The 25,299-nt window shown below is 71.8% G+C and carries 25 protein-coding genes and 1 pseudogene; 10 read left to right on the top strand and 16 right to left on the bottom strand.

Features of this window, described 5'->3' with window-relative positions; translation table 11 throughout:
- Positions 1-127: 127 nt before the first annotated feature.
- A complete protein-coding gene (locus ACZ4NT_RS33735; RefSeq protein ID WP_467728890.1) occupies positions 128-1,024 on the top strand; it encodes a MaoC/PaaZ C-terminal domain-containing protein in 897 nt (298 codons plus the stop codon).
- Here the strand turns inward: ACZ4NT_RS33735 and ACZ4NT_RS33730 are convergent.
- The 8 genes and pseudogenes from ACZ4NT_RS33730 to ACZ4NT_RS33695 form a co-directional block, all read right to left on the bottom strand.
- Complete coding sequence (locus ACZ4NT_RS33730; protein WP_121405406.1) at positions 1,021-1,665, bottom strand: TetR/AcrR family transcriptional regulator; 645 nt, start codon at positions 1,663-1,665, stop codon at positions 1,021-1,023. The two genes, ACZ4NT_RS33735 and ACZ4NT_RS33730, sit on opposite strands and share 4 nt — an antisense overlap.
- A 51-nt stretch (positions 1,666-1,716) precedes the next feature.
- On the bottom strand, positions 1,717-2,019 hold the full coding sequence (locus ACZ4NT_RS33725) for a DUF4229 domain-containing protein (RefSeq protein WP_121405405.1): 303 nt from the start codon (positions 2,017-2,019) through the stop codon (positions 1,717-1,719).
- 130 nt (positions 2,020-2,149) lie between these two features.
- Positions 2,150-2,671: pseudogene (locus tag ACZ4NT_RS33720) on the bottom strand (GNAT family N-acetyltransferase); the annotation flags it as partial.
- A 7-nt stretch (positions 2,672-2,678) separates the two neighbouring features.
- Positions 2,679-3,842: an aminofutalosine synthase MqnE gene (mqnE, locus tag ACZ4NT_RS33715; RefSeq protein ID WP_121405403.1), complete on the bottom strand. Its 1,164-nt coding sequence runs from the start codon at positions 3,840-3,842 to the stop codon at positions 2,679-2,681.
- Positions 3,843-3,928: 86 nt separating this feature from the next.
- A complete protein-coding gene (locus ACZ4NT_RS33710; protein WP_121405402.1) occupies positions 3,929-4,384 on the bottom strand; it encodes an Lrp/AsnC family transcriptional regulator in 456 nt (151 codons plus the stop codon).
- Between the two features lie 85 nt (positions 4,385-4,469).
- The gene (locus tag ACZ4NT_RS33705) at positions 4,470-5,156 is read right to left on the bottom strand and encodes a UbiX family flavin prenyltransferase (protein WP_121405401.1); all 687 of its coding nucleotides are present in this window, start codon (positions 5,154-5,156) and stop codon (positions 4,470-4,472) included.
- 31 nt (positions 5,157-5,187) lie between these two features.
- Positions 5,188-6,090, bottom strand: a complete 903-nt coding sequence (mqnP, locus tag ACZ4NT_RS33700; RefSeq protein WP_121405400.1) for a menaquinone biosynthesis prenyltransferase MqnP — start codon at positions 6,088-6,090, stop codon at positions 5,188-5,190.
- Entirely contained in the window at positions 6,087-7,541 is a 1,455-nt protein-coding gene (locus ACZ4NT_RS33695; protein ID WP_467728886.1) for a menaquinone biosynthesis decarboxylase, read from the bottom strand. The genes mqnP and ACZ4NT_RS33695 overlap by 4 nt, the downstream gene beginning before the upstream one ends.
- Positions 7,542-7,730: 189 nt before the next feature.
- On the opposite strand from ACZ4NT_RS33695, the gene ACZ4NT_RS33690 reads away from it, so the two are divergent.
- The 6 genes from ACZ4NT_RS33690 (at position 7,731) to ACZ4NT_RS33665 (ending at position 13,649) form a co-directional block, all read left to right on the top strand.
- Positions 7,731-8,123: a PLD nuclease N-terminal domain-containing protein gene (locus ACZ4NT_RS33690; RefSeq protein WP_121405398.1), complete on the top strand. Its 393-nt coding sequence runs from the start codon at positions 7,731-7,733 to the stop codon at positions 8,121-8,123.
- Positions 8,120-8,317: a hypothetical protein gene (locus ACZ4NT_RS33685; RefSeq protein ID WP_183116976.1), complete on the top strand. Its 198-nt coding sequence runs from the start codon at positions 8,120-8,122 to the stop codon at positions 8,315-8,317. Before ACZ4NT_RS33690 ends, ACZ4NT_RS33685 begins: the two co-directional genes overlap by 4 nt.
- Before the next feature lie 31 nt (positions 8,318-8,348).
- Complete coding sequence (locus ACZ4NT_RS33680; protein ID WP_467728883.1) at positions 8,349-8,807, top strand: nucleoside deaminase; 459 nt, start codon at positions 8,349-8,351, stop codon at positions 8,805-8,807.
- Between the two features lie 61 nt (positions 8,808-8,868).
- Positions 8,869-9,819 carry an isopenicillin N synthase family dioxygenase gene (locus ACZ4NT_RS33675; protein WP_467728892.1) on the top strand — a complete coding sequence of 317 codons (951 nt, stop codon included), beginning with the start codon at positions 8,869-8,871 and terminating at the stop codon, positions 9,817-9,819.
- A gap of 162 nt (positions 9,820-9,981) precedes the next feature.
- Positions 9,982-12,099: a hypothetical protein gene (locus ACZ4NT_RS33670; RefSeq protein ID WP_467728881.1), complete on the top strand. Its 2,118-nt coding sequence runs from the start codon at positions 9,982-9,984 to the stop codon at positions 12,097-12,099.
- A complete protein-coding gene (locus tag ACZ4NT_RS33665) occupies positions 12,099-13,649 on the top strand; it encodes a hypothetical protein (protein ID WP_467728879.1) in 1,551 nt (516 codons plus the stop codon). The genes ACZ4NT_RS33670 and ACZ4NT_RS33665 overlap by 1 nt, the downstream gene beginning before the upstream one ends.
- 1 nt (position 13,650) lies before the next feature.
- On the opposite strand, the gene ACZ4NT_RS33660 is transcribed toward ACZ4NT_RS33665, so the two are convergent.
- From ACZ4NT_RS33660 to hemL, 8 genes are all read right to left on the bottom strand, one after another.
- A complete protein-coding gene (locus ACZ4NT_RS33660) occupies positions 13,651-14,049 on the bottom strand; it encodes an SRPBCC domain-containing protein (protein WP_121405393.1) in 399 nt (132 codons plus the stop codon).
- Between the two features lie 83 nt (positions 14,050-14,132).
- Positions 14,133-15,209 (bottom strand): c-type cytochrome biogenesis protein CcsB, encoded by a 1,077-nt coding sequence (ccsB, locus tag ACZ4NT_RS33655; RefSeq protein WP_121405392.1) that lies wholly within the window; start codon positions 15,207-15,209, stop codon positions 14,133-14,135.
- A complete protein-coding gene (resB, locus tag ACZ4NT_RS33650; RefSeq protein ID WP_467728876.1) occupies positions 15,206-17,071 on the bottom strand; it encodes a cytochrome c biogenesis protein ResB in 1,866 nt (621 codons plus the stop codon). Before resB ends, ccsB begins: the two co-directional genes overlap by 4 nt.
- A gap of 3 nt (positions 17,072-17,074) precedes the next feature.
- Positions 17,075-17,866 (bottom strand): cytochrome c biogenesis CcdA family protein, encoded by a 792-nt coding sequence (locus ACZ4NT_RS33645; RefSeq protein ID WP_467728874.1) that lies wholly within the window; start codon positions 17,864-17,866, stop codon positions 17,075-17,077.
- Between the two features lies 1 nt (position 17,867).
- A complete protein-coding gene (locus ACZ4NT_RS33640) occupies positions 17,868-18,500 on the bottom strand; it encodes a TlpA disulfide reductase family protein (RefSeq protein WP_121405390.1) in 633 nt (210 codons plus the stop codon).
- 66 nt (positions 18,501-18,566) lie between these two features.
- Positions 18,567-19,844, bottom strand: coding sequence for a polysaccharide deacetylase family protein (locus ACZ4NT_RS33635; RefSeq protein WP_467728872.1), 1,278 nt, complete (start codon positions 19,842-19,844; stop codon positions 18,567-18,569).
- 227 nt (positions 19,845-20,071) lie between these two features.
- Positions 20,072-20,773: a histidine phosphatase family protein gene (locus ACZ4NT_RS33630; RefSeq protein ID WP_121405388.1), complete on the bottom strand. Its 702-nt coding sequence runs from the start codon at positions 20,771-20,773 to the stop codon at positions 20,072-20,074.
- Positions 20,770-22,086, bottom strand: a complete 1,317-nt coding sequence (gene hemL / locus ACZ4NT_RS33625) for a glutamate-1-semialdehyde 2,1-aminomutase (protein ID WP_467728869.1) — start codon at positions 22,084-22,086, stop codon at positions 20,770-20,772. Before hemL ends, ACZ4NT_RS33630 begins: the two co-directional genes overlap by 4 nt.
- Before the next feature lie 364 nt (positions 22,087-22,450).
- On the opposite strand from hemL, the gene ACZ4NT_RS33620 reads away from it, so the two are divergent.
- The 3 genes from ACZ4NT_RS33620 (at position 22,451) to ACZ4NT_RS33610 (ending at position 25,268) form a co-directional block, all read left to right on the top strand.
- Positions 22,451-22,888, top strand: coding sequence for a hypothetical protein (locus ACZ4NT_RS33620; RefSeq protein ID WP_003974483.1), 438 nt, complete (start codon positions 22,451-22,453; stop codon positions 22,886-22,888).
- Between the two features lie 325 nt (positions 22,889-23,213).
- Positions 23,214-23,417, top strand: coding sequence for a cold-shock protein (locus tag ACZ4NT_RS33615; protein ID WP_003974279.1), 204 nt, complete (start codon positions 23,214-23,216; stop codon positions 23,415-23,417).
- 282 nt (positions 23,418-23,699) lie between these two features.
- Positions 23,700-25,268, top strand: a complete 1,569-nt coding sequence (locus ACZ4NT_RS33610) for a DEAD/DEAH box helicase (RefSeq protein WP_121405385.1) — start codon at positions 23,700-23,702, stop codon at positions 25,266-25,268.
- The last annotated feature ends 31 nt before the right edge of the window (positions 25,269-25,299 follow it).

The raw sequence follows: 25,299 nt of genomic DNA, 5'->3' as shown, positions 1-25,299 counted from the left end.
CCGTCGAGACGGGGCCACACCCCACCGAGGAACGCTGGTGACGGACGGAGGTGCCCGACCAGCGACGGGCGGATGTACCGGCACGGCCCCGACCCCCACCCCACCGACAGCGCACCCTAGGAGACCCGTGCAGAACCGCACCGTTCTCGCCACTCCCCCCGCCCTCACCCCGCTCCTCGCGCGCGGCGCCGCCCTCTCCCTGGTGAAGCGGCGCCCCCACCCGGGGGCGCCCTTCCCGCCGACGCGCCTCGTGCTGCCCGGCGTCCGGATCGACCTCGCCCGGCTCGCCGCGTACGAGCGGGTGTGCGGGTTCCCGACCGGCGCCGACGCGCTGCCCGTCACCTACCCCCACGTCCTGGGATTCCCGCTCGCCATGCGGCTCATGGCGGCCCGCGCGTTCCCCCTCCCGCTCCTCGGGCTGGTGCACACCTCGATCGAGATCACCCGGCGGCACGACCTCACCGCCACGGGAGAGTACGAACTGTCCGTGCACGTACAGGAGTTGAGGCCGCACCGCCGCGGCACCGAGGCGATCGTGGTGACCGAGGCCCGAGCCGGCGACACCATCGTCTGGACATCGGGCAGCAGCTATCTGGCCCGGCACCGCACACACCGGCAGGCCCCACCCGAGACGTCACCCGACAGGGGACGGCTTCCCGTGACGGCCACCTGGAACCTCGGCGCCGACGTGGGCCGCCGCTACGCCGCCGTCTCCGGCGACCGCAACCCCATCCACCTCCACCCCCTCACCGCCCGCCTCTTCGGCTTCCCCCGGGCCATCGCCCACGGCATGTGGACGGTCGCGCGCTGCCTGGCGGAACACCCCGCGGAGGGATCGGTGCACGTACGCGCCGAGTTCAGGGCCCCCGTCCTGCTCCCGAACACCGTGACGTACGCGTCGAAGGGCCCCGCTTTCGAACTCCGGGGCGGCGACCGCCTGCACCTCGCGGGAGAGGTGCACCCCCTCACCACCGACCGCGACCCGGACCCCGACCCCGACCCCGCCCCCGACTCCGACCGCTAGTGCTCCGGCGCCGACCAGGGGCGCCCTTCCATCAGCTCCCCGAGCCCAGCCCAGGCGAAGTTCATGAGGGTCGCCGCCGCCTGCCTGGCGGAGACACCCGGCGTGGCGTTGGCCCAGGCCGCGAGGGACTCGGCGGCGCCGACGAGCGCCTCGGCGAGCCCGGCGACCTCGCGCTCGGCCAGCGACGGATCCCGGTGCGCCTCCCGCGCGGCGATCACGATCAACTGCGTGACGAACGCGACGAGTTCCTCCCGCATCGCGGTGACCTCGGCGGCGAACGGCTCACCGTGCGTCCGGGCCTGCCGGTGCAGCACGGACCACCCGTCGGGGTTCTCCGCGGTGTGCGTGAAGAACGCCCGCAGCCCCTCCCAGAGTTGGCGGTCGGCGGCCAGCCCCGGCCGCACCCCCGCGCGCACCGCCGCGGTCAGCGCCTTCGCCTCACGCCGGATGCATGCCGTGAACAGGTCTTCCTTGGAGTTCAGGTACAGATAGACCAACGGCTTGGACACACCCGCCAGATCGGCGATCTCGTCCATCGACGCGGCCCGGTACCCCCGCTGACCGAAGGTCCGTACGGCGGCGTCGAGCATCTGCTGCTCCCGCACCGCACGCGGCATCCGCTTGTTCTTCACAGCACCCATACGGGCAAGCGTACGATCGCGGCGCTCGGCCGGGCGGCACGGAACGGAACGTCAGGAAGCCCGGCCCTGCGCACCGCGGGCGGCGTCGTCGACGACGTCCTCCTGGTTGCGGTTGCGCTCCAGGTTGGCCTTGGCACGGTCGACCCGGGCCACCACCTGCGCGGAGGCGCGGTCGCGCTCGCCGCGCAGGACGACGAAGCTGATCGGCGCGGAGATCACCAGGGCGAGCAGGACGACCCACATGTAGTTGGAGTCGCCGAGGCCGCGCGGGGCGATCCCGGAGTAGACGAGGCCCCAGACGACCACGAGGCAGCCCACGAAGATCCCAAGGCGCATCAGTGTGTAGCGGAGCATCTCAATCCACTCTTTCGTTCCGTGCACGTCCCCGCCCGGCGGACCCGGGACCGCGGGGGACTTCCGCTGGGGCACTGTCCAGTGAAGCACGGCCCAAAGCGGATCTTTCGGCGGGGGCCGCCCCCCGGGGCGCGAGCGGCAGCAGCATCGTGATGTCGTCCCGGTCGTCGCCGGGCGCGACCCGGATCGCGGCGGGCACCCGGCCGACCTCTTTGTAGCCGCAGGAGGCGTAGAAGCGCTCCAGGCCCTCCCCGCCCCGGCAGGTGAGCCGTACCGCCTCGATCCCGGGGCAGGAGCCGGCGGCCTCCTCGACGGCGGCCAGCAGGTCCCGCCCGTACCCCCTGCCCTGGTGCCGCGGGTGCACCATCACCGTGTACAGCCACAGCCAGTGCCGCATCAGCCGGTGCGTGTTGAAGGCGAGGAAGGCCGTGGCGGCGACGGCGCCGTCCTCGTCGACGCCGACGAGGAGGCGCGTGCGCCGCTCGGTCATCGCGGCGAGGTGCTTGAGCCACTCGGGCCGGATGTCCTCGGCCGTCACGGGGGGCACGAACCCGACGGAGCCGCCCGCGTTGGAGACGTCCGTCCACAGCGCGAGGACCCCGTCGCGGAGTTCCGGACCCAGGGGCGGGTCCAGTCGGAAGGTCAGTCCCATCGAACGGTCAGACCCGCATCGGCTGGGGGGCCTCACGACGCGCCGGGTCGGGGCCGTCGTACTCGCGGATGATCTCGTACCGCGTGTTCCGTTCGACCGGGCGGAAGCCGGCGTCGCGGATCAGGTCCAGCAGGTCCTCGCGGGTCAGCTTGTTCGGCGTGCCGTAGTTGTCCGCGTCGTGCGTGATCTTGTACTCGACGACGGAGCCGTCCATGTCGTCGGCGCCGTGCTGCAGGGCGAGCTGGGCGGTCTGCACACCGTGCATGACCCAGAACACCTTCACGTGCGGCACGTTGTCGAAGAGCAGCCGGGAGACCGCGAACGTCTTCAGGGCCTCCGCACCGGTCGCCATCTGCGTGCGCGCCTGGAGCCGGTTGCGGACCTTGCCGTCCTTCACGTCCACGAAGTCGTGCTGGTAGCGCAGCGGGATGAAGACCTGGAAACCGCCGGTCTCGTCCTGGAGTTCGCGCAGGCGCAGCACGTGGTCCACGCGGTGGCGCGGCTCCTCGATGTGGCCGTACAGCATCGTGCACGGGGTCTTGAGACCCTTCTCGTGCGCGAGGCGGTGGATGCGCGACCAGTCCTCCCAGTGGGTGCGGTGGTCCACGATGTGCTGGCGGACCTCCCAGTCGAAGATCTCGGCGCCACCGCCGGTCAGCGACTCCAGGCCGGCGTCGATCAGCTCGTCGAGGATCTCCGAGGCGCTCAGCCCGGAGATGGTCTCGAAGTGGTGGATCTCCGTCGCGGTGAACGCCTTGAGCGAGACGTCCGGCAGGGCCTTCTTCAGCTCGCTCAGGGAGCGCGGGTAGTAGCGCCACGGCAGGTTCGGGTGCAGGCCGTTCACGATGTGCAGCTCGGTGAGGTTCTCGCCCTCCATCGCCTTGGCGAGGCGGACGGCCTCCTCGATGCGCATCGTGTACGCGTCCTTCTCGCCCGGCTTGCGCTGGAACGAGCAGTACGCGCAGGACGCGGTGCACACGTTCGTCATGTTCAGGTGCCGGTTGACGTTGAAGTGGACGACGTCGCCGTTCTTCCGCGTCCGCACCTCGTGCGCGAGACCGCCGAGCCAGGCCAGGTCGTCCGACTCGTACAGCGCGATGCCGTCCTCGCGGGTCAGCCGCTCACCGGCCCGGACCTTGTCCTCCAGCTCGCGCTTGAGCCCGACATCCATGCGTGTACCTCTCCCTGTGACGAACCGTGTCCACGGTACTCCCCCGCACTGCGCGGGCGAGCGGCCCCCATCAGGCGCTTCGCGCCCTACTCCTCCTCCGGCAGCTCACCGACGCGGTTCTCCCACTTGGTGGAGAGCACGATGGTGGTCCGGGTCCGGGAGACGCCCTTCGTGCCGGACAGCCGGCGGATGGTCTTCTCCAGACCGTCCACGTCGCTGGAGCGCACCTTGAGCATGAACGAGTCGTCGCCGGCGATGAACCAGCAGTCCTCGATCTCCGTGAGGTCCTTGAGCCGGCGTGCCACGTCCTCGTGGTCGGCGGCGTCGGAGAGCGAGATGCCGATCAGGGCGGTGACGCCGAGACCGAGCGAGGCGGAGTCGACCGTCGCCCGGTAGCCGGTGATGACACCGGCGGCCTCCAGCCGGTTGATGCGGTCGGTGACGCTGGGTCCCGACAGTCCGACGAGGCGTCCCAGCTCCGCGTAGGAGGCCCGGCCGTTCTCCCTCAGGGCCTGGATGAGCTGCCTGTCCACCGCGTCCATGCGATCGATAGCCTTCCGCTGAAGAGATCCTGAAAGTACTGAGGTGCTGTGTTCGGGTGGTGCCGTGCTCGGGGTGCTGCCGTGCTCAGGTGGCGCCGCGGGAGCCGCCGCCGAGTTCGCCCTCCCAGCGGCGGTAGAGCCGGTGCTCGACGCCCGCCGCGTCGAGGACCCGGCCGGCGACGAAGTCCACCAGGTCCTGGATGTGGGTGGCGCCCGCGTAGAACGCCGGTGAGGCGGGGACGACGGCCGCGCCCGCGTCGTCCAGCGTGACGAGGTGGCGCAGCGTCTGCCCGTTCAGCGGGGTCTCGCGGACCGCGACGACCAGCCTGCGCCCCTCCTTCAGGGTGACGCTCGCCGCCCGCTGGAGCAGATCCTTGGAGAGGCCGAGGGCGACTCCGGCGACGCAGGCGGTCGAGGCGGGCACGATGATCATGCCTTTCGAGGCGTACGAGCCGGAGGACGGCCCGGCGGCCAGGTCCCCGGCGCTCCAGTGCCGCACGGCGTCGATGCGGTCCTCGAAGGCGTCGAAGGTGCCGGGCTTGCCGTCGGCCCCGCGGGCCAGCCAGGCCCGCAGGTCGTCCTGCCAGTGGGCGTCCCGGAAGGCGAGCCCCGTCTCGTCGAGCAGGGTCAGCCGGGAGGCGCGGGACACCACCAGGTCGACGCTCTCGCCCGCCGCCAGCAGCGCCCGCAGCACGGCGGCCGCGTACGGCGTACCGGAAGCGCCCGAGACCCCCACGATCCAAGGCCGGCGCTGCGTCTGTCCTGGCTTCATGATGTCGAGCCTATCCGGCGACCGCGCGGAATCAGACCGTGAGCCCGCGCACCAGCAGGTCCAGCAGGGCGCAGACGAAGAGCGCGATGCCGATGAAGCCGTTGACTTGGAAGAACGCGCGGTTGAGGCGGGACAGGTCGTGCGGGCGCACGATGGAGTGCTCGTAGAGGAACGCGCCCGCCACGATCACCAGGCCGAGCCAGAAGAAGGCGCCGGCACCGGTGGCCACCCCGTACCAGACGAAGAGGGCGGTGGTGACGGCGTGACAGACCCGGGCACCGTGGATCGCGGCCGGGATGCCGAAACGCGCCGGCACCGACTTCACCCCGACCTCGCGGTCCGTCTCGACGTCCTGGCAGGCGTAGATCAGGTCGAAGCCGCCGATCCAGATGCCGACGGCGAGGCCGAGGATCACCGCGTCCCAGGACCACTGGCCGGTGATGGCCAGCCAGCCGCCGATCGGACCCATCGCCTGGGCCAGACCGAGGATGGCCTGCGGGAAGTTCGTGAACCGCTTGCCGTACGGGTAGACCACCATCGGGACGACGGCGATGGGGGCGAGCGCCAGGCAGAGCGGGTTGAGCAGTGCCGCGGCCCCCAGGAAGAAGACCAGGGCGACCAGCGCGCCGGTCCAGGCGTGCTTGACCGACATGGCACCGGTGACCAGTTCGCGGTGCGCCGTACGGGGGTTGCGGGCGTCGATCTCGCGGTCGATGATCCGGTTCGCGGCCATGGCGAACGTCCGCAGCCCGACCATCGCGACGGTGACGAGCAGCAGCCGCCCCCAGTGGATGTTCCCGTCCAGCTCGAACATCGCCGTCAGCGCCGCGATGTACGCGAAGGGCAGCGCGAAGACGGAGTGCTCGATCATGACGAGGCGCAGGAACGCCTTGGTGCGCCCCGGCTGCGGGATCGCGGCTGATGCGCTGCTCACGAGAGTCCGTACTCCTTCCAGCGGCGGTCGACCTTCGCCGCCGTCTCCGGGTCCGACAGCACCATCTCGGGCCAGCCGCCGTCCCGGGTGTAGCCCTCCTCGGGCCACTTCCTCGTCGCGTCGATGCCCGCCTTGCCGCCCCAGAACTGCTGGTACGAGGCGTGGTCGAGGTGGTCGACCGGGCCTTCGACGACGGTGAGGTCGCGGGCGTAGTCCGTGTTGCCGAGGGCGCGCCAGGCGACCTCGTGCAGGTCGTGGACGTCGCAGTCGGAGTCGACGATCACGATCAGTTTGGTCAGGGACATCATGTGGGCGCCCCAGACGGCGTGCATCACCTTCTGCGCGTGCTTCGGGTACTTCTTGTCGATCGAGACGATCGCGCAATTGTGGAAGCCGCCCGCCTCGGGGAGGTGGTAGTCCACGATGTCCGGGACGATGATCTTGAGGAGCGGCAGGAAGAAGCGCTCCGTGGCCCGGCCGAGCGGACCGTCCTCGGTGGGCGGCCGGCCGACCACGATCGACTGGAGCAGCGGCCGCTTGCGCATGGTGACGCAGTCGATGGTCAGCGCGGGGAACGGCTCCTGCGGGGTGTAGAACCCGGTGTGGTCGCCGAACGGCCCCTCGGGCAGCATCCGGCCCGGTTCCAGCCAGCCTTCGAGCACGACCTCGGCCTGGGCCGGCACCTGGAGCGGCACGGTCTTGCAGTCGACCATCTCGATCCGCTTGCCCTGCACGAACCCGGCGAAGAGGTACTCGTCGATGTCGCCCGGGAGCGGGGCGGTGGAGGCGTACGTCACGGCGGGCGGGCAGCCGAAGGCGATCGCGACCGGCAGCCGCTCGCCCCGCCGGGCCGCCACCTGGTAGTGGTTCCGGCTGTCCTTGTGGATCTGCCAGTGCATGCCGATGGTGCGCTTGTCGTGCCGCTGGAGGCGGTAGAGCCCGAGGTTGCGGATGCCGCTCTCCGGGTCCTTGGTGTGGGTCAGCCCGAGGTTGAAGAACGAGCCGCCGTCCTGGGGCCAGGTGAAGAGGGCGGGCAGCGCGTCGAGGTCGACGTCGTCACCGTGCAGGACGACCTCCTGGACGGGGGCGTCCTTCACCTTCTTCGGCGGTACGTGGGTCATCGCGCCGAGCTTGCCGAAGGCCTCGCGCACACCGACGAAGCCCTGCGGCAGCTCGGGCCGCAGCAGTCCGCCGATCTTGTCGCTGATGTCGGCGTACGACTTCAGGCCGAGGGCCTTGAGCAGGCGCCGGTCGGTGCCGAAGACGTTCATCGCGAGCGGCATCGCGGAGCCGCGCACGTTCTCGAAGAGGAGCGCCGGACCCTGGGCCTTCTGGACCCGGTCGACGATCTCCCCCACCTCCAGGTACGGATCGACCTCGGCCTTGATGCGCTTGAGGTCGCCCTCGCGCTCCAGCGCCCGGAGCAGGGAGCGAAGATCGTCGTAAGCCATGTGTCCCAGTATCGCCGAGGCCCCTGTCCCGCCCGCGCGCGCCCCACCCGGCGCGGGGCGGAGCGTGTCGGCGCGGTGCGCGGGAACCGGGGGCAGCGGCCCCGGCGGCACGGCGGCCACCCGCTACCCTGTGGCCGTCACCGGGGCCCCGCGTCGCCCCGCCGTCGTTCAGTGGGGGATCGTCCGGCCATGCTGAGGTATCTGCCGTTCCTGTTGGTCCTGGCGTTGTGGATCTACGCGTTCATCGACTGCCTGAACACGCCGGAGGAGGAGGTCCGCGGTCTGCCGAAGGTCGTCTGGGTCATCATCATCCTGCTCTTCGGCGAGGTGCTGGTCGGTCCGATCGCCTGGCTCGTGGCCGGCAAGGTGCGCCACTCCCCCGCGAACGGCTCCACCCCCTCCCAGTGGCACCGCAACCACCGCCCCCGGCAGCTCGCGCCCGACGACGACCCCGAGTTCCTGGAGTCGCTCAGGGCCGACAGCGGGAAGGACGAGGCGCTCCTGAAGGACTGGGAGGCCGACCTGCGGCGCCGCGAGGAGGAACTGCGGCGGCGCGAGCGCGAGGAGGACGGCAGGCAGTGACGGGCCCGGGGGCGGACGTGCACCGGGAAGACCGCGGCCGCCGTGCGCCCGGCGGCTGCCGGGCCGAGCGCCGCCGCGCCCCGAAGGGCCCGCGGCCCAGGGGCGGCGTCGTCGCGCAGGACGAGGGCGAGGAGACCCGGGAAGCGGGCGTCGGACTCCGCCCGGCGCAGACGGGGCGGGCGCGGCGCCGCTGACAGCGCCGCCGGGGCCGGGGAGAGTGGACGTATGCAGCGCATCGACCGGGCACAGGCCCGCGCCTGGCTCGCCACCGCCGTCGAGGAGGCCCGCGCCGGGCTCGCCGAGGGCGGCATCCCCGTAGGCGCGGCCCTGTACGGCGCGGACGGCACCCTCCTCGGACGCGGCCGCAACCGCCGCGTCCAGGACGACGACCCGTCCGTGCACGCCGAGACGGCGGCGTTCCGGGCCGCCGGACGGCAGCGGACGTACCGCGGTACGACGATGGTGACCACCCTCTCGCCGTGCTGGTACTGCAGCGGCCTGGTGCGCCAGTTCGGGATCTCGCGGGTGGTGGTCGGCGAGGCGGAGACCTTCCACGGCGGTCACGACTGGCTCGCGGAGCACGGCGTGCGGATCGTCCTCCTCGACGACCCCGAGTGCGTCGCCCTGATGCGCGACTTCGTCCGGCACCACCCGGCTCTGTGGAACGAGGACATCGGTGAGTGACCCCCGGGCCGTCGAGCCCCCGCACACGTCCCCCGCGACCGGGGCCCGCGGCGCCCCGCGCATCCCCACGATCGACCTGCGCCCCTGGCTCACCGGGGACGCGGACACCCGCGCCCGGACCGCCCGCACCGTCGACGAGGCCCTGCAGACCGCCGGCTTCCTCCTGGTCACCGGGCACGGCGTCGACCCCGGTCTGCGCGCCCGGATCCGCGAGGAGGCCCGCGCGTTCTTCGCGCTGCCCGCCGCGGTCAAGCAGCCCTACGCCGCCCGGGTCGGGGGCCGCGGCTGGCTGGGCCCGGGAGCAGAGGCCAACGGCCACGCGGAGGGCACCGCGACCCCGCCCGACCTCAAGGAGTCCCTGACGTTCGCGACCCACGAGCCGTTCGGCGACCCGGCTCTCGACGCGGAGTGGTGCGCACCGAACGTCTGGCCCGCGGAGGCCCCCGGGCTGCGGGGGCCCTGCGAGGAGTACCTCGCCCGAATGGGGGAGCTGGAGCACCGTCTCCTGGTTCTCCTCGGTCAGGCGCTGGGCCTGGAACCGGACTTCTTCACCCGGCACATGGCGCACCCGACCTTCGGGTTCAACATCAACTGGTACCCGGGCACGGAGGTCGTCGGCGAGCCCGAGCCCGGCCAGTTCCGCATCGGCCCGCACACCGACTTCGGCACGGTCACCATCCTGGACCGCGAGGCGGGCCGGGGCGGACTCCAGGTCTTCACGGACGAGGGCGGCTGGGAGGACGCGCCCTTCGACCCGTCGGCGTTCACCGTCAACATCGGCGACCTGATGGCGCGCTGGACGGGCGACCGGTGGCGCTCCGGCCGGCACCGCGTGCTGCCCCCGCCCGCCGACGCCCCGGCGGAGGAGCTGATCTCCCTGGTGTACTTCGGCGAGTGCACTCCGGGCACCCGGGTCGAGTCGGTGCCCGCCCCCGTGGGCCGCGTCGCCCACGACCCCGTCGACTCCCACGTGTACCTGCGGGAGAAGCTGAACTCGATCACAGTCGGTTGATCGGCGAAAGCATTTCGTGACCCAACGGACATCAGGCGCCCTAGTCCGAAACAACTCCCCCTTTTTACACTGCTGTTGATACACCTCACTTCAGCTATGACTGGAACAGCAGCGGGTTCGACGGCGACCGGTGGGGCTTGGACCGCAACAGGGGGAGATGCGGTGCACAGAGGGCTGCACGGGCGGGGGGCGCTCTTCGACGCGGAACCACCCGGGCTCGCGCCACGGCTGGTCGGCCTGCGGCCGTACCAGCACCGCTCGACACCGCCGGAGCATCCGCGGGACCTCCCGTTCGTGGTGCTGGCGGGCGGCCGGGGGCTCGGCAAGAGCGCCGTCCTGGGCGAGCTGCGGGCCTCGTACCGGGGGCACACCCCGGTCGCGCTGATCGACGGGGAGGAACGGCAGTTCGCCGCGCCGCCGCCGGAGCGCCCGCCCGAGTCCTGGTCGCCGGTCGCGCACGCCCTCACCACCGTCGCCGAGCAGCTCGCGGAGCCGGTGACGGGCGCCGGCCGGATCATCTTCCCGCGCCTGGCCTCCGGGCTCCTCGCGGTGGCGGCGGGCGGCTGGAGCGACCGCGACGTGACGCGCATCCGGCAGGAGGCCGAGCGGATCCTGCTGCTGAACGACTCGGGTTCCTGGCTCTCCGGGTTCGCCGGACGCTGGGTCAGCAAGGTCGTCGCCAAGCTGATCGCCTCGATGTCCGGCACCGGACCGGTCGTGGAGCCCATCATCGAAGCCACCCTGGAGGCCTTCTCGGAGGGTGTCTCCCCCACCCACCTGCGGCTGCGCAAGGGCGCCACCTGGTACCGGGACTACCCGAACGCGGGCGGCAACCCCAAGCTCGGCCTGATCCTGCTCTCCGGGCACTTCCGGGCCGGCGGCGACTCCCGCACCCACGCCGAACGCCATCTCGTACGGGCCCTGCTGGCCGACCTCGACGACGCCTACGCGGGACCGCTGCAGCGCTCCAAGCGGATCGGCCGGCCCGTCGTCCTCGTCGACAACGTGCAGGCGCCGCCGGGCCGCGGGCTGATGGAGGCGGTACTGCGCGACCGCGCCGACGGCATCACCGACCACACCGTCTTCTTCGCCGCCCTGCGCGGCGGCGCGCACCCGGCCCTGCGCAACGCCGTACGCCGGACGCTCCCGGAGCTCGCCCGGCACAGCGACTGGACGCCCGGCACCTCGCCGTCCTCCCGCGCACTGCTGGTCTCCCTGCCGCCCCTGACGTCCGACGACACCCTGCACATCGTGGGCGCCGCCTGCCGGGAGGTCCCGGTCCCGCCCCAACTCCCGCACGCCACCCACCGGCTGACCGGCGGCAGCCCGCTGGGCATCGCCCTGCTCGCCGAGTCCGCCCGGCAGAACCTGCCCGCCGCCGCCTCCCTGGGCGCGCTCCTGACCGCCGACGTCGCCGTGCACGAGGACCACGCCGGCCGCCCCGCCTACCAGGAGCTGCTCGACCGGCTCGTGCCCGGCGGACGGCTCGACGAGCTCACCGTGCTGGCCGCCGCCCACGACCGGGACTCGGCCCGTGTCCTCGCCGATGCGCGGCTGCCCGACGACTTCGGCGCCGCCGGCGTGCTCGACCTGGAGGAGCGGCTCGCCCGGGAGGGCAGGCCCGCGAGCCCCGGACAGTTCGTCGGCGACCCGTTCCTGCGGGCGCTGCTGCTCCTGCGGCTGCACCACCGCGACCCCGACCACGCCGAGTGGCGGGCCACCCACCGCACACTCGTCGACCACTACACCGACCCGCCCGGCGACGAGGACGAGCCGGGGCGCACCGGCCGCGCCCGCTGCCGGCTGCACCACGAACTCGCTCTGGGCGACGCGGGACCGGCGGTCGCCCACCTGCGCGACACCTTCCACCACGCCGACACCCGGGGCTGGCTGGCCTCGCTGGTGTTCATCGCCTCCGCGCCGTACTACCACGCACACGATCCGGACGGACGCGACTTCGACGGCCACGACCACCGCACGTCGGTCGCGCTCGGCCGCACGGACGCCGCCGAGCGCCCGCCGGACGGGGCCGACGCCACCCTGCACCTGCGGGTCCGGCGGCTGCTGCACGCCGTCTGGCAGTCGACCGACCCGCTGGTGCTGCCGGACCCGAAGGTGACCGAGCGGCTGCGGTTCGAGCTGGAGCAGCTGTCGAACCTGCGGCCCGCGGGCAACGCCCTGCTGTGGCAGGCCTCGCGCGACTGGCCCGCGGACGCCCTGGCCGGCCGCCCGTTCCGTATCCCGGGCGCATCCGACGACGACGGGGACGGAGACCGGTGATGGCGCGCATATGGGTGTGGCTCCGCGAGGACGTCTGGGAGATACGTTTCCGGAGGTATCTCGCCCTGACTCTCGCGGCCGTTCTGGTGGCCCTCGGGATCTGGGGCGGCCGGACGCTCGCCCACGAGGACCGCTCCTGCGCACCGGGCGTCGTCCGGCCGGAGGGCAGCGACGAGTGCGTGGGCGTCTCCGCCACGGCCTACGCCTTCGGCCGTCCCCAACTCGCCGAGACCGTACGGGCGATCGACCGTGAGAACCACCGGCTGCGGCCCGGCAGCCAGGTGACCGTCGCCCTGTTCGAACCGTTCACGGCGACCGACGCGGACAACCTGGGCGACGTCCTGCACGAGCTGCAGGGCGCCTATCTGGCCCAGTACCGGGCCAACCACGACTCCAACGACCGGACCCCGAAGATCCGGCTCGTGCTCGCCAACCCCGGCGCCGACGGCACCCACTGGAGACACACGGTGGACCAGCTGGCGCGGATGACCGAGGGCCCGGACCTGCTGCGCGCGGTCACCGGGGTGGGGCTGAGCACCGACAACAACAAGAAGGCCGTCAAGGAGCTGACCCGGCGCGGCATCCCGGTGATCGGCACGTCCATCACGGCCGACGACCTCGCCAACGGCGGGCAGGGCGGGGAACCCTACCCCGGGCTGGCCCGGGTCTCCCCGACCAACACCGACGAGGCCCGCGCGCTCGCCTCCTTCGCCAAGGTGTCGGCCGACCGGGCGTTTCTGGTCTACGACAAGTCGGGCGACCCCTACACGCGCACGCTGCAGACGTCGTTCGGGAAGCTGCTGAAGGGCTCGCCGTACGAGCCGCAGCCCTTCACCCCGCCCCACGACCGCAGCAAGGAGGGCACCACCGCCAACACCTTCGAGCAGATCACGCACGTCCTGTGCGACACCGCGCGCGGCACGGACACGGTGCTCTTCGCCGGCCGTCACACCCAACTGCGCCAGTTCATCAACGCCTTGGGCGACCGCGGCTGCCAGGACCGCCGCTTCACGCTGCTCACCGGCGACGAGGGCTCGTACCTCACGGGCGACCGGGAACTGGACCGCAGTGCTCTCGGCCCGCGGCTGTCGGTGCGCTACACGGCCCTCGCCCACCCGGACGCCTGGCCGGAGGACTCCGCGCGGACCGGCGGCAGCGCCGCGGACGCGAAGGAGCTGGAGGGGACGCTGCGCAGCAGCGCGGGCGCGCCGGTCGGCCCGATCGGCCCGATCGCCCTCGACGACGGACAGCTGATCATCGCCTACGACGCCATGCGGCTGGCCGTGCACGGCATCCGCGCGGCCACCCCCGAGGGGAGGAAGGTCCCGGCGCTGCGGGACGTGGGACTGCAGTGGCCGCAGGTCAAGGGCCGGCAGCTGAGGGTGAACGGCGCGAGCGGCTGGATCTGTCTGGACGTCCACGGCAACCCGTACGACAAAGCCGTGCCGATCGTGGAACTGACTCCGGACGCGACCTCCCGCTTCGTGCGGATCGCCTGGCCGGAGGGGAAGCCGCCGGCCAAGGAGTGCCTGCCGCCCGGCTCGGGGTGAGTCATCGGCCCCGGTCGAGGGCGGCCACGAGCCGTTCGAGGCGGGGGCGCCAGCCGGGCTCCTGGCCGCCCTCGGACTCGTGGGTGAATCGCACCGTGGTGCCGCCCTCCGGTGCCGCCTCCAGGTGGAACCGGATCCGCCCGCGCCCCTCCACCGTGTACTCGGCGACGCGCTCCACGTCCCACGCCGTGACGTGCCCGGCGCCCGGCTCGCCGAGGTCGACCGCTCCCCCGAGCCGCGGCTCGACGGCCTCGGCGCCGGTGAGCCATTCCCGCAGACCCTCCGCGGTCGCCACCGCGGCCCAGACGTCCTCCACCGGCCGGGGGAGACGCAGCAGGTAGTGCAGCAGACGCAGACCGTCCCGGGTCTCGGGGGTGCCCTCTTCGATGACGTCGCTCATGACACCAGCCTGGCGCGGGACCGGGGGATCCGCACCCCCCGGGCACCCGCCGGCCGGTTCCGCCGGGCCGGGGCCCGGGGCGGTCAGACTCCGGCGTAGGAGTGCTTGCCGGTGACGAAGATGTTGACCCCGTAGTAGTTGAACAGCCAGCAGGCGAAGGCGATCAGCGCGATGTAGGCGGCCTTGCGGCCCTTCCAGCCGGCGGTGGCCCGGGCGTGCAGGTAGCAGGCATAGGCGACCCAGGTGATGAACGACCAGGTCTCCTTGGGGTCCCAGCCCCAGTAGCGGCCCCAGGCGTCGCCCGCCCAGATCGCGCCCGCGATGATCGTGAACGTCCACAGCGGGAAGACGGCGGCGTTCACGCGGTAGGAGAACTTGTCGAGGGAGGCAGAGGCGGGCAGCCGCTCCAGCACGGAGGTCGCGAAGCGGCCGGGCTTGCCGCCGCTCGCCAGCTTGCTCTCGTAGGAGTCCTTGAACAGGTACAGCAGGGTGCCGACGGCGCCCACGTAGAAGACCGCGCCGCAGAAGATCGCGGTGGAGACGTGGATGTACAGCCAGTACGAGTGCAGCGCGGGGACCAGCTGGTCGCTTGCGGTGTACAGGACGGTGACGGCGAGACCGAGGTCGAGCAGGACCGTCGTGACCAGCGGCAGGCCGAGCCAGCGGATGTTCTTCTTCAGCGCCAGCAGCCCGAGGTACACCCCGACGGCGACGGTGGAGAAGGTGATGTTGAACTCGTACATGTTGCCCCACGGCGCCCGCTCCACCGACAGGGCGCGGGCGAGCACGCCCGCCGCCTCGACGGCGAAGGCGAGCACGGTGAGGGAGACGGCGATCCGGCCGTAGAGGTCGCCCTGCTCGTCCCCGCCGTGCGCGCCGGGGCCGTCCGGGACGTCGCGGGCGCCGGCCGCCGAGCGGACGACGACCTTGGGCCGCTCCAGGACGGCGGTGCCGCCGGCCGACTGCACGGTGACCGCGGGCGCCTTCGCGCCGCTCTGCCGCGTGAGCGCGGCGGCGGTGCGGCCCACCTTGCTGCGGCTGCCGAAGAGCCATTCGGCGATGTACGCGAAGAAGGCCAGGGTGTAGACGGCCATCGAGGAGTAAATCAGCGTATTGCTGATGCTGGCGAGGTTTTCGTTCGTTGCGGCGGCGAGAGTCACTGCTTCTCAGCCCCTTCGGCGGCAGGTGCGGCGTGAGGTTCGGGGGTGCCCGGATCGGGCCGGTGGGTGTCGGGGTCGGGTGCGGTCGGTGCCCGGTCGTGCACGAGGGCCGCCAGTTCGCCGAGTTCCTCGGGGAGCTTCGCGGACTCGCTGCGGCCGAGCCCGGCCATCTCGACGACCGTCACCCCGTCCGCCCCGGTGGTGGCGCGCACCCAGACGCGGCGGCGCTGGATGAACAGGGAGGCGGCGAGACCGAGGATCGCGGCGATCGCGCCGGCCAGCGCCCAGTCGCTGCCGGGCTGCTGGGTGACCTGGAAGCCGGCCCACTCCTTGATGTCCTTCTCGAAGGTGATGGACCCGGCGCCGTTCGGCAGCTTCATGGTCTCGCCGGGCATCAGCCGCTGCTTGAGGATGTCGCCCTTGGCGTCCTTGAACTGCTTCAGCTTCGAGGTGTCCAGCTGGTACACGTTCTGCGGGATGCCCGAGTCGACGCCGAGGCTGCCGTGGTACGCGGACAGCGCGAGCACGGGATAGTCCAGCGCGGGGAACTGGGAGAACATCGTGCCCTTGCCGGCACCCGCGAAGGTCGGCACGAAGAACGCGGAGAAGCCGAGCTGCTCCTTGCCGCCCTTGGCGTCGCGGTAGCCGTCGAGCACCTTGATGGCGCCCTGCGAGGTGACGTTGGAGTCGAGCGGCAGCATCGGCACCGGCTGGTGGAAGACGACCCGGCCCGTGCCGTCCCGCACGGTGACGACGGGCGCATAGCCGTGGCTGACGAGGTAGACCTTCGAGTCGCCGATGACCAGCGGCTCGTTGACCTGGACCGAGGTCCGCCGGGTCGCGCCGTCGGCGCCCTCGCTGTAGGTGAGGTCGGCCTGGTAGGTGCGGGGGGTGCCCTTGTTGGGGCCGGTCCGCTCGTAGGTCCCCGTGAACTTCTTCAGGTCGAAGCTGAACGGGGTCAGGTCGTCGACGTCGAAGAGGCTGCCGGACTTGAAGTCGTCGTACTGCAGCAGCGTGTTGGAGAAGCCGTCGCCCTCGACGACCAGCTTGTTGCCCTCGGACTTGAAGAGCTGCCCCCAGGCGAAGGCGACCAGCATCACGATCAGGGCGACGTGGAAGAGCAGGTTGCCCGCCTCGCGCACGTAGCCCTTCTCCGCGGCGACGGCGTCCCCGGCGACGTGCGCCCGGAAGCGCCGCTGCTTCAGCACCGTGAGCGCGGCCTCGCGGACCTGCTCGGGCTCGGCCTCGGTGCGCCAGGTGGTGTGGGCGGGCAGCCGGGTCAGCCGCTTCGGCGCACCCGGCGGACGGCTGCGCAGCTGACCCACGAACTGCCAGGTGCGCGGCACGATGCAGCCGATGAGCGAGACGAACAGCAGGATGTAGATCGCCGAGAACCACACCGAGCTGTAGACGTTGAAGAGGCCGAGCTTCTCGTAGACCGGGGCGAGCGTGGTGTGCGCCTGCCGGAACTCGGCGACCTTCGTCGCGTCGGACGCGGTCTGCGGGATCAGCGAGCCGGGGATCGCCCCGAGCGACAGCAGGAAGAGCAGGATCAGCGCGACCCGCATCGAGGTCAGCTGCCGCCAGAACCAGCGGATCCAGCCGATGACCTCACGGCCGGTCCAGGCGAGCCACCCGGCGGCGCCGGGGCCCCTGGTGCCGCCGAAGGAGCCGGGGACCACCGTCTCGGTCGGGGCGGTGGACAGCTGCGAGCCGGCCTCGCCGAGGTCGCGCGCGTCCTGCGCGGCCTCCGTGCCGCGCGCGTCCGCGTCGCCGCGCTCGTCGCCCGCCGGACCGGTCGTCCCACTGGTACCGGTCGTGCTCGGGGCACCGGTGCCGGTGTCGGTTTCGGCCTTGCTCATGGATCAGATCCCCACCGTGAAGCCGTCGGACCAGGTCTGCATCTCCTGCACGATGCTGTCCCACGCGCCGGTCAGCAGGAGCAGCCCGGTCGCGATCATCATGCCGCCGCCGATGCGCATCACCCACGCGTAGTGGCGCTTGACCCAGCCGAAGGCGCCGAGCGCCTTGCGGAAGGCGATCGCGGCCAGGACGAAGGGCACCCCGAGGCCGACGCAGTACGCGACGGTCAGTATGGCCCCGCGCCCGGCGCTCGCCTGGTCGAGTGCGAGGGCCTGCACGGAGGCGAGGGTCGGACCGATGCAGGGGGTCCAGCCGATTCCGAAGAGCGCGCCGAGCACCGGGGCCCCGGCCAGGCCGGCCACCGGCCGCTTGTGGAAGCGGAACTCGCGCTGGGTCAGCCAGGGCATGAGCCCCAGGAAGAAGACACCCATGAGGATCATGAGTCCGCCGAGCACCGAGGTCAGCGTGTCCTGGTACTCCCGCAGGGTCGAGCCGAAGTAGCCGAAGAGCGCTCCGCCGGAGACGAACACGGCCGTGAAGCCGAGCACGAACAGGGACGCGCCGGCGGCCATCCGCCCGCGTCTCGCCTCCGCGAGGTCGGTGCCGCTGACCCCGGTGACGTACGAGAGGTAGCCGGGCACCAGCGGCAGGACGCACGGGGAGAAGAAGGAGACGAGCCCGCCCAGCAGCGCGACCGGCACGGCGAGCAGCAGCGCGCCGTTCAGGACGGTGTGGTTCACGCCGTCGGACGCGGCGAGGGCCGTGGAGGCATGGAGGAGCGTGGCGTGGCTCACGTCACTTCTCCGCGAGGATCGGCTTGAGCATCTTGCGCAGCTTCTCCTCGCTCAGCGGCGACAGGGAGCGCGCCGCGATCTTCCCGTCCCGGTCGAGGACGACGGTGGAGGGGATGGCCTGCGGGTTGAGCGAGCCCTTGGGGAAGCGCAGCATCAGCTTGCCGGTCGGGTCGTACAGGCTCGGGTACGGCACCTCGTAGTCCTTCTCGAACTCCTTGGCCGGACCCGTGCTGGTGTCACGCGTGTTGATGCCGACGAACTGCACGCCCTGCGCGTCGAGGTCGTTCGCGACCTTGCTGAAGCCGGGGGCCTCGGCGCGGCAGGGCGGGCACCAGGAGCCCCAGACGTTGAGGACGACGACCTTGCCCTCGTAGTCGGCGACGTCGAGCCTCTTGCCGTCGACGGTCGGTCCCGACAGGTCGGGAGCGGCGGCCCGTTCGCCCTTCGCGGCGGTGGCGACGCCGTCGGTGCCGGTGACGAAGTTGGTGTTGCCCGACCCTCCGTGCGTGCCTCCGGAGCCGCACGCGGTCAGGGCGAGTGCCGCGAGGGCCGCCCCGGCGGTGAGCAGGGCGGCACGGCTACGGGTGCGGTTCGCGCGGTCGAGGCGCTGGGGGGCGCGGCAGGCGGCACTCATGTGAAAAGTTTCGCATGTCCGTTCCGGGGATCTTGCCCACCCCCCTTGCGGGTGGAAACCCGCATTTCAGGCGGCCTTTCCGTCCCTGCCCGACGCGCCCTTGCCGGACCGGCCGGCGAGCCCCTTCCAGCCGCCGGCCGGCTTCTCCGCCACGTCCAGCGACTGCAGCCCGGCCAGCACCTCGGGGCGCTGCACGTCCAGCCAGTCGACGAACTGCCGGAAGGAGACGAGACGCACGTCCCCGCCCTTCTCCTTCTCCCGCGCCATGTGCTTGAACGCGGTCTCGACGGCGTCCATGTAGATGCCGCCGTTCCACTCCTCGAAGTGGTTGCCGATGAAGAGAGGTGCCCGATTTGTCTCGTACGCCCGCTTGAATCCCGCGATGTACGCCCCCGCGGACTGGGTGCGCCAGCCCGGGTAGTTGTACGAGGGCGCCTTGGTCGAGTTCACCGACTGGTTGGCGAGCATGTTGTAGTCCATCGAGAGCACCTCGAAGCTGCGCCCCGGGAACGGGACCGCCTGCAGCGGCAGGTCCCACACGCCCCCGGTCCTGCGGGGCCAGCGCTGGCGGCCGCCGGGCGAGGAGGCGTCGTAGCGCCAGCCCAGCTCGCGGGCGGTCGGCAGCAGGTTGTTCTGGCCCAGCAGACACGGGGTGCGGCCGCCGACCAGTTCCTTGTCGTAGTCGAAGGGCAGCGAGGGCAGGTCGGTCCAGCCCGTGTTGGTGCGCCACTCCTTCACGAAGGACTTCGCCTGGTGGATCTCGCTGCGCCACTGCCGGGACGTCCAGTTGGCGACGGAGCCGTAGCCGGCGCAGAAGTGGCCGTTGAAGTGCGTGCCGATCTCGTGCCCGTCGAGCCAGGCGCGCCGGACGGACTTCAGCGTCATCCGGATGTGCTCGTCGGTCAGATAGCCGATGTCGGAGGCGCCCGGCGCGTTGTTCGGCGGCAGGTACAGGCGCTTCTTCGACTCGGGCAGCAGGTAGAGGCCGGAGAGGAAGAACGTCATGTGCGCCTCGTGGGCCTCGGCGAGGTCGAGGAAGCGCTCGAAGAGACCGGTGCCGACCTCGCCGGCGCCGTCCCAGGAGAACACCACGAACTGCGGTGGGGTCTCCCCGGGCTCCAGCGGCACCGGCTGCCCGGGCTGCCTGGGCTGCTTGCCGGTGAACGCCGTCGACCCGTCACCGAGCGGGCGTACGGGGGTCTTGGGAGCGCCCGGGTCTCCGCTGCGGGAACCGCCCGGGGTGCTTCCGCCCTCTTGCTCGGCAGTACCGCAGGCGGCGAGGCCCAGCGCGGCCGCGGCACCCGCCCCCATCCCGATCACTCCGCGTCGGCTGACGTCCCGCATGTCGTCCCCATTTCGTCGCACCCTCTCAGCCGGCTCTCAGCCGGCACCTCATGAGAGGGCGCGACGACGACGGGGGTTCCGCCAAACTCGCGCATATTTATATTATTTTACGAAGATGAGCACGAATGGTCCGGATGTGCACGCTTTGTGACGGTGCGTACGCGGCGCCTCCACCCGGATCCGGGCGCGAGTCCGCCCCCGGATCCGGGTGAGGTCCAAGGCCGCTCTCAGGCGCCGAAGGCCTTGCCCTGCCCCTGCACCGGCTTGGCGCCCGCGAGGAGATGAGCGGGCACCAGGTCCCGGGCGGGCTCGCTGTACCCCACCGAGACGATCCTGTCCCCGCGGTAGGTGAAGGTCGTCAGCGAGGCCAGCGTGCACTGCCGCTTGCGGGGGTCGTGCCACAGCCGCCGCCGCTCCACGAAGGACCGCAGGATCCAGATCGGCAACTGGTGGGAGACGCACACCGCTTCGTGCCCGCGCGCCGCGTCCTTGGCGGCGTCCAGCGCCCCCTTCATCCGGACGACCTGCTCCACGTACGGCTCGCCCCAGGACGGCTTGAACGGGTTGACCAGGTGCTTCCAGTTCTCCGGGCGGCGCAGCGCACCGTCCCCGACCCCGAAGGTCTTGCCCTGGAAGACGTTCTCCGCCTCGATCAGCCGGCCGTCGGTCGCCAGGTCCAGCCCGTGCGCCTTGGCGATGGGCGTCGCGGTCTCCTGCGCCCGCTCCAGCGGCGAGGAGACGACGTGCGTGACGTCGCGCACGGACAGGTGCTCGGCGACCCGGTCCGCCATCCGCCGGCCCAGGTCGGACAGGTGGTAGCCGGCCAGCCGCCCGTACAGGACCCCGTCCGGGTTCTCCACCTCGCCGTGCCGCATCACATGGACGACGGTGATGTCGTCGTCGCTCTTCTCGGCTCCCGTGCCGGTCATGCCGTGGCCTCCGCCGCTGCCCGTGCCGCCGCCGGAAGGGCGTCGGCGATCCGCTGGATTGCCCGCTCGTCGTGCGCCGTGGACACGAACCACGACTCGAACGACGAGGGCGGAAGATACACGCCCTGCGCGAGCAGGGAGTGGAAGAACGCGGTGTAACGGAAGGACTCCTGCGCCTTGGCGTCCTCGTAGTCCCGCACCTCCCGCTCGGTGAAGAAGACCGAGAACATGTTGGACGCGCTCTGCAGCCGGTGCGCCACACCCTCCTTGGCCAGCGCCTCCGTCACCAGCGTGCGGATCTGCAGGGAGACCGCGTCGATCGTCTCGTACGCGGCGTCGTCCAGGAGCCGCAGCTGCGCGAGTCCGGCGGCGGTGGCCACCGGGTTCCCCGACAGCGTGCCCGCCTGGTAGACCGGCCCCGCGGGGGCGAGATGCCCCATCACGTCGGCCCGGCCGCCGAACGCGGCGGCGGGGAAGCCGCCGCCCATGACCTTGCCGAAGGTCATCAGGTCGGGGCGGACGCCGTCCACGCCGTACCAGCCGGCCCTGCTGGTGCGGAAGCCGGTCATCACCTCGTCGGAGATGTACAGGGCGCCGTTCTTGGCGCAGGCGTCCTTCAGGCCCTGGTTGAACCCGGGCCGCGGCGGCACCACACCCATGTTGCCGGGCGAGGCCTCGGTGATGACGCAGGCGATCTCACCGGGGTGCGCGTGGAAGGCGGCGTGCACCGCCTCCAGGTCGTTGTAGGGCAGGACGATGGTGTCCCCGGCCTGCGCGCCGGTGACACCGGGGGTGTCCGGCAGGGCGAAGGTGGCCACTCCGCTGCCCGCGGCGGCCAGCAGGGAGTCGACGTGCCCGTGGTAGCAGCCGGCGAACTTGATCACCTTGGTGCGGCGGGTGAAGCCGCGCGCCAGACGGATGGCGGACATGGTCGCCTCGGTCCCGCTGGAGACGAGGCGCACCTGCTCCACGGGCTCGACGCGCGCGACGATCTCCTCGGCGAGCGCGACCTCCCCCTCCCCCGGCGTGCCGAAGGAGGTGCCGCGCGCCACGGCCTCCTGGACGGCGGCGATGACCTCGGGGCGGGAGTGCCCGAGGATCATCGGCCCCCAGGAACACACGAGGTCGACGTACTCCCTCCCGTCGGCGTCGGTCAGATAGGGACCGCTGCCGGACACCATGAAACGGGGCGTACCGCCCACGGCGCGGAACGCGCGCACGGGCGAGTTCACACCGCCCGGTGTGACGGCAGCCGCACGGTCGAAAAGAGTCTGCGAAACTGGGGCTTCGTACGGATAGCTCACACAAGCCATGGTGTCAGAGGCCGCGAAGATCCTGCGGACAGGTGTTTCAGCCCACGTTTCGCCGAGCGGCCGTGGGGGAGGTCACTGACACGATGATCGGGTTGCGCGGCGGGGGTCGCGCGGCCTAGAACAGCAGTCGGGTGGAGATATGCATCGCGGTGGCGGACTGGGCGAGGGGACCGATGACCTCGGTCCTCGGCGTGCCCGGCGGGGGAGGCACCGGCGCGAGGCGGAGGAAGCCGCCGAGACACGGCAGGCGCAGGGTTCACAGGGCGAGCCTGAGCGGATCGAGCAGTCGGCCCGTATGGACGGTATGGACTACACGGACCGTGGAGCAGACCGGCTCAGGGCAGGGAGCGGGAATGGTGGCCGGGTGGGGGTGACGTACAAATACTTCGGCGCGCCCGACGGCGCGACGGCAGCGCGTGTCCCGATCTCGATGCGCCCCGAGGAACTCGGCGGCGACGAGCTCGGGATGAACGGCATGTTCACCAAGATCAAGCCGGAGACGATGGCCGCGATGGTCCTCACCGGCATCGAGGGCGTCCCGCTGCACAAGGTGCCGCCGTTGGAGCTCGTCGTCCTCCACCCCGACTACGCCGTCGTCAAGCTCCCCATGACGGTCGTCGACCCGCTGCGCGGCATAGGCGAGGAAGCGGTGGGCGCCGCCGCCTTCATCTGGTCGACCGTCCCGGACCGCGGCGGCCCCCGGGACGCCTTCAACGTCTACCAGCTGCTGCACGAGTGGCAGGACTTCTCGCACCGGCTGCACGAGGCCGGCCACCAGCCGTACTGCCTGGTCTGGCCCTGAGCCGCGCCCGGCCCCGATCCGCGAAGACAGTGTTTCGCCGCGACAATATCTGTGCTCGCGGAATAAGAAATGGCCGTAACACGCCATGAGTATTTCAGCTGCGCCGGAGCGAACGGAATTACTTACCGTGCACGCACGGGCCGGGCGTGCTACTGTCGGTCAAAGTTGCAGTTGTGATTCCCAAAACTTCAAGCGCCCCCGGCGGTTCACTGCGCCGGGTAGGAGTGCTTTTGTATTTCCGGCCTTTTCCGGACGGGGCGATCATCGCGACGACGCGGAGTCCGCACAGTGTGGATTCCGGGGAATGCCCCGAAGGAGATATGACATGGCTACTGGCACCGTGAAGTGGTTCAACGCGGAAAAGGGCTTCGGCTTCATCGAGCAGGACGGCGGCGGCGCCGACGTCTTCGCCCACTACTCGAACATCGCCGCCCAGGGCTTCCGCGAGCTGCTGGAAGGCCAGAAGGTGAACTTCGACATCGCGCAGGGCCAGAAGGGCCCGACCGCCGAGAACATCGTTCTCGCCTGACGCGACGCTCACTTCGCAGCCGGGGCCCGCACCTTGGGGTGCGGGCCCCGGCTCGTTGCCGCCCGCTCCGGCGGGCGTTGATTCACGTACGAATCCTCCGGCCGGCCCCGGGTTCTTCCACCCGGACCAGGCGCGAGGACTGTTATCGAAAAGGCGCAGGTCCCGGGTTTTCTCCGCGGCTGGATTCGCCTCCGTATTTCACTGGGCGCGTCCCTGCGATTCTCCGTGCTGCTTCTCATGCCGGGAATTCCTTGATGCGTGCCGCGTCGAGGAAGGTTCCCCTTGAACCGCACACGTACGAACACCCGCTCCACCACTTCCCGGAATCGCTCCGGCGCTTCCGCCGCCGGCCGGGGCAGCGGGCGTTTCAACTCCTCCTATGCCGGCCGCGGCGGCTCGCCGTCCGGCCGCTCCGGCGCCCCGAGCCGCTCCGGCGGCTACGGCCGGCGTTCGGCGCCGCAGGGCGAGTTCGCCCTGCCGGTGACCGTCACCCCCGCCCTCCCCGCCGTCGAGGCGTTCGCCGACCTCGACATGCCGGCGGCCCTGCTCGCCGCGCTCACCGCGGAGGGCGTGACCACCCCGTTCCCCATCCAGGGGGCGACCCTGCCGAACTCCCTCGCCGGCCGTGACGTGCTCGGCCGCGGGCGCACCGGCTCCGGCAAGACGCTCGCCTTCGGCCTCGCGATGCTGGCCCGCACCGCCGGACAGCGCGCCGAGCCGCGCCAGCCGCTGGCCCTGGTCCTCGTGCCCACCCGTGAGCTCGCCCAGCAGGTGACGGACGCCCTCACCCCGTACGCCCGCGCCGTGCGGCTGCGGCTGACGACGATCGTCGGCGGCATGTCGATCGGCCGGCAGGCCGGCGCCCTGCGCTCCGGCGCGGAGATCGTCGTCGCCACCCCGGGACGGCTCAAGGACATGGTCGACCGCGGCCACTGCACCCTGGACCAGGTCGCCGTCACCGTCCTCGACGAGGCCGACCAGATGACGGACATGGGCTTCATGCCGCAGGTGACCGACCTGCTGGACCAGGTGCGTCCCGAGGGGCAGCGGATGCTGTTCTCGGCGACCCTGGACCGCAACGTCGACCTGCTGGTCCGGCAGTACCTGTCCGACCCGGTGGTCCACTCCGTCGACCCGTCGGCCGGCGCGGTGACCACCATGGAGCACTACGTCCTGCACGTGCAGGGTGCCGACAAGCAGCGCACGACCACCGAGATCGCGGCCCGCGACGGCCGGGTGATCATGTTCCTGGACACCAAGCACGCCGTGGACCGGCTCACCGGCCACCTGCTGGAGAACGGCGTCCGCGCCGCGGCCCTGCACGGCGGCAAGTCCCAGCCCCAGCGCACCCGGACCCTGGCCCAGTTCAAGTCCGGCCACGTGACGGTGCTGGTGGCGACCAACGTGGCGGCACGCGGGATCCACGTCGACGACCTCGACCTCGTGGTGAACGTCGACCCGCCCAGCGACCCCAAGGACTACCTGCACCGCGGCGGCCGCACCGCCCGGGCCGGCGAGTCCGGCAGCGTGGTCACCCTGGTGACGCCCAACCAGCGCCGCGAGATGAGCCGGCTGGTGACCGCCGCGGGCATCGTCGCCCACACCGCGCAGGTGCGGTCCGGCGAGGAGGAGCTGAGCCGGATCACCGGCGCCCAGGCCCCCTCCGGCATTCCGGTCACCATCACGGCCCCGCCCTCGGAGCGCTCCCGGCGCGGCCCCTCCTCCTCGCCCCGTGGCCGGCGCGGCCGCCCCGGCCAGGACGGCCGCGGCGCCCAGGGCGGGCGCGGACAGGCTGCTCCCCGCCGCTCGTCGGCCCAGCGCCCGCCGTCGGCCTTCGACGCGGCCGCCTGAGCTCCCTCGGCACCCGCAGGCGCAGTGACCC

This window comes from Streptomyces sp. NPDC026417 (assembly GCF_055567695.1).
Note: the sequence above shows the minus strand (reverse complement) of the source record. Positions and strands in the feature narration are given on the sequence as shown.